This window comes from Lentzea sp. NPDC004782, from assembly GCF_040609115.1.
In the GTDB taxonomy this organism is placed as follows: domain Bacteria; phylum Actinomycetota; class Actinomycetes; order Mycobacteriales; family Pseudonocardiaceae; genus Lentzea.
Genome location: NZ_JBEXJN010000083.1, coordinates 21,736 through 30,762, shown reverse-complemented (window position 1 = coordinate 30,762; position 9,027 = coordinate 21,736). Strand labels below are relative to the sequence as shown.

Sequence of the window (9,027 nt, the reverse complement as noted above, 5' to 3'; positions counted from 1 at the left end):
CTCATTTGTTCACCTGAGGTGGACAAATGAGCCGTTCATCGACAACGACTAGCGGACGGTGGGCACGCCGAGGTGGACGACCTTCGTGGTGGTCATCTCGTCGAGCAGTTCGGGGCCGTAGCCGAACCCGGTGCCGGACGCCCCGCGCGGCTGCGCCGCACCACCGGGCGCGCCTCCGAACACCGCGTTGACCTTCACCGTTCCGACCGGCAGCGCTCGCCACGCGCGCTGGGCGTGCTCCATCGAGCTGGTCAGCACGGTGGCCGCCAGGCCGTAGTCCCCGGAGCACGCCTCGGCCAGCCCCTCGTCGAACGACGACACCAGCTGCACCGGCGCGACCGGGCCGAACGTCTCCTCGCACATGATCCGCATCGCGGGCGTGCAGTCGGTGAGCACGGTCGCCGGGTAGTAGGCGCCGCGCCCTTCCGGAACCGTGCCGCCCACCAGTGCCGACGCTCCCGCCGCGACCGCCTCGGCCACCTGGTCGTGCACGAACGACCGGTGCCGGACGTCCACCAGCGGCTGCTGGTCGGCGTTCCACTCCCGCGCCCGTGCGCACAAGGCCTCCAGGAACGCCGGAGCGATCGCCTTGTGCAGGTAGATCCGTTCGACCGACGTGCACAGCTGGCCCGCGTTGGTGAACGCGCCCAGAGCCGCCTGCGAAGCCGCCCACACCGGGTCCACGTCGTCGTCGACGAGCAACGGGTCGTTGCCGCCGTTCTCCAGCAACAGCTTCGCCGAAGAGGCCTGCGCGATCGCCCGGCCCGTGGCGGTGCTGCCGACGTGCGCGACGACGTCCACCTCGTCGGAACGAACGAGCGCCGCACCCACCGAACCGTCGCCGACCAACGTCTGCAGCACCCCGTCCGGGAAACAGCTCCGCAGCACGGTCGCGAGCAGCAACCCCGTGTGCGGGCAGCGTTCGCTCGGCTTGTGGATCACGACGTTCCCGGTCACCAGGGCCGCGCCCAGCAGACCGCACGCGACGGCCACCGGGTCGTTCCACGGCGTCAACGCCACGGCGACGCCACGCGGTTCGGGCACCATGAAGTCGACCGCGCCACCGAGCAACGACCGTCCACGGTGGACCGGACCGAGCTCGGCGTACTGCTCCAACGTCGACACCCCCGCCAGCACGCCCTCGCGTGCCGACCCGAACGGCCGCCCCGTCTCGGTTTCCACGACCGTCGCCAGATCGTTCGCCCGCGCCCGCAACGACTGAGCGGCCTCGCGCAGCGCCGCTCCGCGTTCGGCGGCCGGGACCGCCGCCCACGTCGCGAAGGCGGATCGCGCGGCGGACAGCGCGGCGGTGACGTCGGAGGGAGTGGCGGTGGGCAGCCAGCCGATCAGCTGGGAGTCGCGGGGGCTGTGGACGTCGATGGCGTGCATGGCGGTCATGGCTCGCGGGTACCCGTCAGCGCAGGTCGAAACCTCGGGAGGGGTCATGCCCGGACGTCAGGAACTGCCCAGCACGGTGGCCCGCTCGCCGGAGAAGGCGCAGCGGACGTGGATCAAAGCGCACGACTCGGCCGTCGAGACGTACGGAGAGGGTGAACGGGCGCACCGCACCGCGTTCTCGGCGCTCAAGCACAGCTTCGAGAAGGTCGGCGACCACTGGGAGCCCAAGCAGGAGAAGGGCCCGTCCGACGAGCAGGCGGAGCGCAGCACGCCGGCGCAGGGCGAGACGGCCGGTGGGGTGGACGCCAACGCGAGCAAGCAGCACCTCTACGACATCGCGAAGCGGTTGAAGATCGAGGGCCGCTCGCAGATGACCAAGGACGAGCTGGTCGAGGCCATCCAGAAGGCGAACAACCGCGAAACCGCGCGGGCACGGTCGTGAAGGTCGTCGTCACGGGCGCGACCGGCAACGTCGGCACCGCTCTCCTACGCAGGCTCGCGCACGAACCCGACATCGAGGTGCACGGCATCTCCCGCCGCCCGCCCGCGGACGCGCCGCCCTACCAGGGCATCGGCTGGACACCGCTCGACATCGGCCGGCCGGGTGCCGAGGAGCCGCTGCGAACGGCGTTCGAGAACGCCGGCGCCGTGGTCCACCTCGCGTGGCTCATCCAGCCGTCGCACGACGAACGCGAGCTGTACCGGACGAACGTCGCCGGATCCGCCCGCGTGTTCGACGCCGCGGCGAAGGCGGGTGTGCCACACCTCGTTCACATGTCGTCGGTCGGCGCGTACTCGCCGTCCGGCAAGGCTCGCCGGGTCGACGAGCAGTGGCCGGTCGACGGGGTGAAGACGTCGTTCTACAGCCGGCACAAGGCGGCCGTGGAACACCTGCTCAACCAGTACGAGACGAGCATGCTGATCTCCCGGCCGCGACCCGGCCTGATCCTGCAGTCCGACGCGGGGTCCGAGATCCGGGACTACTTCCTCGGCCCTCTGGTGCCGAAGGCGCTGTTCCGGCACCGGATCCCGATCCTTCCACTGCCGAACGACCTGGTGTTGCAGTTCGTGCACGCCGACGACGTCGCGGACGCCATCACCCGCATCTTGAGGCAACGGCCGCACGGTCCGGTGAACCTCGTGACCGAGCCGGTCGTCACTCCCCGTGTTCTCGCGGAGGTCCTCGGCGGCAGGCACGTCCCGGTTTCGGCGTGGCTGTTGCGTCTACTGGCGAACGTCACCTGGCGATCGCGGCTGCAGCCCACTCCGCCGGGGTGGGTCGATCTGGCCCTCACCGCGCCGCTGCTGGACGCGACCCGCGCGAAGACGGAACTCGGCTGGGAGCCGAAGTACGGCGCGCAGGAGGCACTTGAGGCCCTTCTGCGCGGAATCGGGGCCGGTCGGGAGGTCCCGGCGAGCCCCGTCCTGTGAATCGCTTCGCGCAGTAGCGTTTCAAGCCGCCTCTCGCGGCTAAATCTCCTCTATGGACCGGACTTTCGACGCGGTGCTGTTCGACCGCGACGGCACGCTCATCAGGGACGTGCCGTACAACGGCGATCCCGCCCGCGTCACGCCGATGCCGGGAGCGCGCGAGGTGCTGCGCGACCTGCGCGCACACGGCCTGCGCACCGGCGTGGTGACCAACCAGTCCGGCATCGGCCGCGGACTGCTGACCGAGACGCAGGTCGCCGCGGTGAACGCACGGGTGGAGGAGCTGCTGGGCCGGTTCGGCACCTGGCAGATCTGCCCGCACGCGCCCGAGGACGGCTGCGCGTGCCGCAAGCCCGCCCCCGGCCTGGTGCTCGCGGCCTGCGCGGCGCTGGGCGTCAGCCCGCACCGCACGGTGGTCGTGGGCGACATCGGCGCGGACGTGGCGGCGGCCGAGGCCGCCGGTGCGGTGCCCGTGCTCGTGCCCACCGACGTGACCAGGCCCGAAGAGGTCGAACGCGCCCCGCGCACCGCACCGGACCTGCTGGCCGTGATGGAGATGATCAGGTGAGGACCCTCGTGGCCCGACTCGACAGCGACGGCGACGTGCTGCTCGCCGGCCCCGCGATCCGCGCGGCCGCGGCGGCCGGTGAGGTCGTGCTGCTGTGCGGTCCGCAGGGCGTCCAGGCGGCGGAACTGCTGCCCGGTGTCACCCGGATCGTCGAGTGGGAGTGCCCGTGGATCGCCCACCCCGCGCCGGACGTCCGTGCACTCGACATCGAGGCCGTGACGGCGTTGGTGCGCGGTATTCGTGCTGACGTGGCATTGATCCTGACGTCGTTCCACCAGAGCCCGTTGCCGCTGGCGCTGGTGTTCCGGCTGGCGGGCGTGCCGAAGATCGTGGCGCGCTCGGTCGACTACCCCGGTTCGCTGCTGGACGTGCGGCTGCGCGACGACCCCGACATCCCGGAGGCGGAACGGGCGCTGCAGGTCGCGCGGGCCGCCGGGTTCGAGCTGGAGGACAGCTCGCTCGCGGTCGTCGAGCCGCCGAAGACCTCGTTGGAGGGACCGTACGTGGTGGTGCACCCCGGTGCGACGGCGCCCGCCCGCACCTGGTCGCCCGACCGCTGGGCGAAAGCCGTGGTCGCGCTGACCGCGGCCGGGTACCGCGTCGTCGTGACCGGAGGGCCGGGCGAGACCGACCTGACCGGACACGTCGCGGGCGCGTGCGGAACCGATCTGGGCGGGCGCACCAGCTTCCGCGAGCTGGCCGGGGTGCTGGCGGGTGCCGACGCGGTCGTCGTCGGCAACACCGGCCCCGCGCATCTCGCGGCCGCGGTCGGCACTCCGGTCGTGTCGCTGTTCGCCCCGGTCGTCCCGGCGTCCAGGTGGGCACCGCACGGCGAACACGTGCTGCTCGGTGACCAGAACGCGCCGTGCCGCGGCAGCCGGGCGCGCGAGTGCCCGGTGCGCGGTCACCCGTGTCTCGACCTGGTCGACCCGGCCGACGTCGTGGCAGCGGTCGCCGAGGTGACGGCATGAGGATTCTGCTGTGGCACGTGCACGGTTCCTGGACGCACGCGTTCGTTCAGGGCGGCCACGACTACGTCGTCCCCGGCCCACCGGACGGCATCGGGCTCGCCGGACGGCCGTGGCGGGCCGAGGAAGTCCATCTGTCCGAAGTGGACCCGGAAAGCGTCGACGTCGCGGTCGTGCAACGGGTCGAGGAGCTCTCGCAGGTTCCGGCCGGCATCCCGGTCGTGTACCTGGAGCACAACACACCGCGCGCGCCGGCGGAGGAGCACCCGCTCGCCGACTGGGACGGGGTGCTGGTCCACGTCACGCACTTCAACGACCTGATGTGGAACTGCGGCTCCACCAGGACCGTCGTCATCGAGCACGGTGTCGTCGATCCGGGGCCGCTCTACACCGGTGAGCTCGCACGAGCGGCGTCGGTGATCAACGAACCGGTCCGGCGCGGCCGGATCGTCGGAGCGGACCTGCTGCCGAGGTTCGCGCCGATCGACGTGTTCGGCATGGGGACCGAGCAGATTCCCGGCGGCAGAGGTGACCATGACCTGGACTCGTTGCACAGGGAGCTCGCGCGGTGTCGCGTCTACGTGCACCCCGCCCGCTGGACGTCGCTGGGGCTGTCCCTGTTGGAGGCCATGCACATCGGAATGCCGGTGGTCGCGCTGGCGTCCACAGAGGCCGTGCGCGTCGTATCCGCGGACGTCGGAGCGATCTCGACGAACGTGGAGGAGCTGGTCGGTGCGACGCGGGAGCTGATCGCGGATCCCGCACTGGCGAAGGAGAAAGGACAACGGGCCCGCGAGTTCGCGCTGGCTCACCACGGGCTCGATGCGTTCCTGCGCAACTGGGACGTGCTGTTGAAGGAGGTGATCGGATGAGGATCGCGATGGTGTCGGAGCACGCCAGTCCGCTCGCGGCTCTGGGTGGTGCCGACGCGGGAGGACAGAACGTGCACGTGGCCGCCCTGGCGGCCGGGCTCACACGACGAGGTCACGAGGTCGTGGTCTACACGAGGCGCGATGCCCGCGGACTGCAGCAACGCGTCGACACCCCTGACGGTTACACGGTCGTGCACGTGCCGGCCGGGCCGGCGAAGCACGTGCCGAAGGACGAGCTCCTGCCGCACATGACCGACTTCTCGCGGTTCCTGATGAAGGACTGGCAGGACGTGCGGCCGGACGTGGTGCACAGCCACTTCTGGATGTCCGGTCTGGCCTCGGTGCTGGCGGTGCGGCGCGACCACATCCCGGTCGTGCACACCTATCACGCCCTTGGCACGGTGAAGCGCCGTTACCAGGGTGCGCAGGACACGAGCCCGCACGAGCGGATCACCATGGAACGGCTGGTCGGGCACGAGGTGGACGCCATCGCGGCCACGTGCGACGACGAGGTCGACGAGCTGATCGTCATGGGCCTGAGGCGGCGCAAGATCACGGTGGTGCCCTGCGGCGTGGACACGAAGCTGTTCAGCCCCGCCGGTCCGGTCGCCGGCCGGTCGGCGCCGCACCGGATCGTGTCGGTCGGCAGACTGGTGCGGCGCAAGGGGTTCGACGACCTGATCGCCGCGCTGCCGCTGGTGCCGGACACCGAGCTGGTGATCGCGGGCGGTCCGCCCGACCTGAAGTCGGACCCCGAGGCGCAACGGTTGCTCGCCTTCGCCGAGTCGCACGGGGTGTCCGACCGCGTGCACCTGGTCGGACAGGTACCGCGCACCGACATGCCCGCGTTGCTGCGCTCCGCGGACGTGGTCGCGTGCGTGCCGTGGTACGAACCGTTCGGCATCGTGCCGTTGGAGGCGATGGCGTGCGGCGTCCCGGTCGTGGCCTCCGCGGTCGGCGGGCTCACCGACACCGTGGTGAACGGCGTCACCGGCCTGCTGACGCCACCCCGTGAGCCCAGAAGTCTGGCCCGCGCGTTGCGCAAGGTGATCGGGGACCCGTCCCGCGGCATGGCCTACGGCATCGCAGGTCAGGACCGGGTGGACGCCAGGTACACGTGGGACGAGGTCGCGGCCCGCACGGAGCTCATCTACCGGCGGGTGCGGATCGGCGGCGGTCTGGCGGTGGCGCAGTGACGGTCGAAAAGCATCTCAACGGACTGACCGACACGCTGGCAGGTCTACGCGCGCAGGCTTCGCGCGTCAGCCGCTGGGGCGTGCTGCTCGCCCGCGTCCTCTCCGACGGCGGCAAGGTGCTCGCGGCCGGCAACGGCGGATCCGCCGCCGAGGCGCAGCACCTCACCGCCGAGCTGGTCGGCCGCTACCGGCACGACCGCGCGCCGTTCTCCGCGCTGGCGCTGTGCGCCGACACCTCCAGCGTCACCGCGATCGCCAACGACTACGGCTACGACCAGGTGTTCGCCCGCCAGGTGACCGCGCACGCACGTCCCGGCGATCTCGTGATCCTGTTGTCCACCAGCGGAAGCAGCCCGAACCTGCTGGAGGCGGCGCACGCCGGCCGGCTGGCGGGCGCGACCGTGTGGGCGATGACCGGACCGGTGCCGAACCCGCTGGCCACGCTCGCCGACGAGACGCTCGCGCTGCCCGGTGACCCGTGCCACGTGCAGGAGGCGCAGCTGGTGGTCGTGCACGCGTTGTGCGAGGCCTTCGAAGCCGCGCTGCCCTCGGCCTCCCGGAGGGCGTCGTGAAACTGGTCGTGGTGGGCGACGCGTTGCTCGACGTCGACGTGGAGGGCACGGTCTCGCGGGTCTGCCCGGACGCCCCGGCGCCGGTGCTGGACGTCGTCGGTGAGCACGCCCGTGCCGGCGGGGCGGCGCTGGCGGCGACCATGGCCGCGCGCGACGGCGTGGACGTGACGCTGGTCAGCGCGCTGTCCGACGACGAGACGGGGGAGCGGCTGCGGTCGCTCGTCGAGGTGCCGTCGGTGTTCGGGCGAACGGACTCCGTGCCGGCGAAGACCCGGTTGCGGTGCGACGGAACGTCGCTGGCCCGGGTCGACCGCGGTGGGACGTCGGGGCCGCCGCAGGTCACCGACGACATGCTGGACGTGGTGCTGTCCGCCGACTTCGTGCTGGCGTCCGACTACGGCCGCGGGCTGCTGCGCGACGAACGGCTGCGGTCGGTGCTCACCCGCGTGCCGGTGGTCTGGGATCCGCATCCGCGGGGCCCGGCCCCGGTGGCCGGGGTGCGGCTCGCGACACCGAACCTGGCGGAGGCGACGAAGTTCAGCGGCGTGGCCGACCCGGACGAGGCGGCGAGCGCGCTGCTGGCGGCTTGGCGGGCGCGCGCCGTGGTGGTGACGCTGGGCGGGAAGGGCGCGTTGCTCCACTGTGGAGGGACACCGATCGCGGTGCCCGCACCGCCGGTCCCGGTGGCCGACCCGTGTGGTGCGGGGGACCGGTTCGCCGTGACGGCGGCCGTGCGGCTGGCCGGTGGTGCGGCACCGGACGACGCGGTGGCTGATGCCGTGGCCGCCGCGGCGGAGTTCCTCGCGCACGGCGGGGTTTCCGGCATGCGCGCGCCGCTTCCGTCCACTGTGGACGAAGTGCGGGCGCGCGGCGGGATCGTCGTCGCGACCGGAGGGTGTTTCGACGTCCTGCACACCGGACACGTGCGGATGCTGGCCGCCGCACGGGCGTTGGGCGACTGCCTGGTGGTGTGCCTCAACTCCGACCTGTCGGTGCGCCGGTTGAAGGGCGGGGGACGGCCGATCAACCGCCAGGACGAGCGCGTAGAGGTGTTGAAGGCGCTGGAGTCCGTGGACGACGTGGTCGTGTTCGGCGAGGACACACCGGAGAACGTGCTGGGCCGGTTGCGGCCGGACGTGTGGGTCAAGGGCGGCGACTACAGCGCCGACCTGCTGCCGGAAGCCGCCGTGCTGCGGCGTTGGGGTGGGCGGACGGTCATCGTGCCGTACCACCGGGGACGTTCGACGACCGAGATCTTGGCGAGGAGGGGTTGATGCTGGGCAACGTGCTGGTGACCGGAGGTGCCGGTGGGCTGGGAGCGGCGGTCGTCCAGGCCGTGCGCGAGGCCGGCGGGACACCGCTGGTGCTGGACAAGTCGGCACCCTCGACGGCGGAGTTCGAGCTGGTCGACCTGGCGGACGGACGTGCCGCCGAAGCCGCGGTGCGGACGCTGGCGCAGCGTTGTGGCGGGTTCAGCGGCGTCGTGACCGCGGCCGGGATCGACCGGTGCGGCACGCTGGCCGACGTGCCGGCCGAGGAGTGGGAACAGGTCGTGCGCGTCAACCTGTTCGGCACGGCGGCGGTGGTGCGAGCGGCGTTGCCGTACCTGGAGAACGGGCGGGTGGTGACAGTCGCGTCGACGCTCGGGTTGCGGGCGGTCAGCGACGCCACGGCCTACTGCGCCTCGAAGTTCGGGGTCGTGGGGTTCACCCGCGCACTCGCCGCGGAGACCGCGGGCCGGGTCGGGGTCACGCTGGTGGTGCCCGGCGGGATGCGGACGAACTTCTTCGACGACCGGACCGAGCAGTACCGGCCGACGGATTTCGAGAAGCTCAACCCGCCGGACCGGGTGGCGGCCGCGATCGTGTTCGCGTTGAGTCAGCCGAAGGACTGCGAGATCCGCGAACTGGTCATCGCCCACGCCGAAGAACCCTCCTGGCCCTAGTATCAAGCCTTTTGCGGGGCGCGCCCCGTTGTGGGGGGTTGGGGGGGGGGTGGGCGGCCGGGGGGGGGGGGGGGGCC

The 9,027-nt window shown here is 72.0% G+C and carries 10 protein-coding genes; 9 read left to right on the top strand and 1 reads right to left on the bottom strand.

Going from position 1 to position 9,027, the window contains the following annotated elements; all coding sequences use genetic code 11:
* Positions 1-48: 48 nt before the first annotated feature.
* Positions 49-1,398 carry an aldehyde dehydrogenase family protein gene (locus ABZV40_RS42165; RefSeq protein ID WP_355455159.1) on the bottom strand — a complete coding sequence of 450 codons (1,350 nt, stop codon included), beginning with the start codon at positions 1,396-1,398 and terminating at the stop codon, positions 49-51.
* A 46-nt stretch (positions 1,399-1,444) separates the two neighbouring features.
* On the opposite strand from ABZV40_RS42165, the gene ABZV40_RS42160 reads away from it, so the two are divergent.
* The 9 genes from ABZV40_RS42160 to ABZV40_RS42120 are packed head-to-tail and all read left to right on the top strand — an operon-like array spanning position 1,445 to position 8,950.
* Positions 1,445-1,840: a ChaB family protein gene (locus tag ABZV40_RS42160; RefSeq protein WP_355455157.1), complete on the top strand. Its 396-nt coding sequence runs from the start codon at positions 1,445-1,447 to the stop codon at positions 1,838-1,840.
* Entirely contained in the window at positions 1,837-2,829 is a 993-nt protein-coding gene (locus tag ABZV40_RS42155; protein WP_355455155.1) for an NAD-dependent epimerase/dehydratase family protein, read from the top strand. Before ABZV40_RS42160 ends, ABZV40_RS42155 begins: the two co-directional genes overlap by 4 nt.
* Before the next feature lie 52 nt (positions 2,830-2,881).
* A complete protein-coding gene (locus ABZV40_RS42150) occupies positions 2,882-3,397 on the top strand; it encodes an HAD family hydrolase (RefSeq protein ID WP_355455153.1) in 516 nt (171 codons plus the stop codon).
* A complete protein-coding gene (locus ABZV40_RS42145) occupies positions 3,394-4,368 on the top strand; it encodes a glycosyltransferase family 9 protein (RefSeq protein ID WP_355455151.1) in 975 nt (324 codons plus the stop codon). The genes ABZV40_RS42150 and ABZV40_RS42145 overlap by 4 nt, the downstream gene beginning before the upstream one ends.
* Positions 4,365-5,237 carry a glycosyltransferase gene (locus ABZV40_RS42140; RefSeq protein ID WP_355455149.1) on the top strand — a complete coding sequence of 291 codons (873 nt, stop codon included), beginning with the start codon at positions 4,365-4,367 and terminating at the stop codon, positions 5,235-5,237. The genes ABZV40_RS42145 and ABZV40_RS42140 overlap by 4 nt, the downstream gene beginning before the upstream one ends.
* Positions 5,234-6,433 carry a glycosyltransferase gene (locus ABZV40_RS42135; protein ID WP_355455147.1) on the top strand — a complete coding sequence of 400 codons (1,200 nt, stop codon included), beginning with the start codon at positions 5,234-5,236 and terminating at the stop codon, positions 6,431-6,433. The genes ABZV40_RS42140 and ABZV40_RS42135 overlap by 4 nt, the downstream gene beginning before the upstream one ends.
* A complete protein-coding gene (locus ABZV40_RS42130; protein WP_355455145.1) occupies positions 6,430-7,005 on the top strand; it encodes an SIS domain-containing protein in 576 nt (191 codons plus the stop codon). The genes ABZV40_RS42135 and ABZV40_RS42130 overlap by 4 nt, the downstream gene beginning before the upstream one ends.
* Positions 7,002-8,279, top strand: a complete 1,278-nt coding sequence (rfaE2, locus tag ABZV40_RS42125) for a D-glycero-beta-D-manno-heptose 1-phosphate adenylyltransferase (protein ID WP_355455143.1) — start codon at positions 7,002-7,004, stop codon at positions 8,277-8,279. The genes ABZV40_RS42130 and rfaE2 overlap by 4 nt, the downstream gene beginning before the upstream one ends.
* Positions 8,279-8,950, top strand: coding sequence for an SDR family oxidoreductase (locus ABZV40_RS42120; RefSeq protein WP_355455141.1), 672 nt, complete (start codon positions 8,279-8,281; stop codon positions 8,948-8,950). Before rfaE2 ends, ABZV40_RS42120 begins: the two co-directional genes overlap by 1 nt.
* The last annotated feature ends 77 nt before the right edge of the window (positions 8,951-9,027 follow it).

What these genes read in the sequence shown, in the direction of transcription:
- ABZV40_RS42165 (WP_355455159.1), bottom strand. Translation starts at nt 1,398, where the DNA reads ATGACCGCCATGCACGCCATCGACGTCCACAGCCCCCGCGACTCCCAG.
- ABZV40_RS42160 (WP_355455157.1), top strand. Translation starts at nt 1,445, where the DNA reads ATGCCCGGACGTCAGGAACTGCCCAGCACGGTGGCCCGCTCGCCGGAG.
- ABZV40_RS42150 (WP_355455153.1), top strand. Translation starts at nt 2,882, where the DNA reads ATGGACCGGACTTTCGACGCGGTGCTGTTCGACCGCGACGGCACGCTC.
- ABZV40_RS42140 (WP_355455149.1), top strand. Translation starts at nt 4,365, where the DNA reads ATGAGGATTCTGCTGTGGCACGTGCACGGTTCCTGGACGCACGCGTTC.
- ABZV40_RS42135 (WP_355455147.1), top strand. Translation starts at nt 5,234, where the DNA reads ATGAGGATCGCGATGGTGTCGGAGCACGCCAGTCCGCTCGCGGCTCTG.
- ABZV40_RS42120 (WP_355455141.1), top strand. Translation starts at nt 8,279, where the DNA reads ATGCTGGGCAACGTGCTGGTGACCGGAGGTGCCGGTGGGCTGGGAGCG.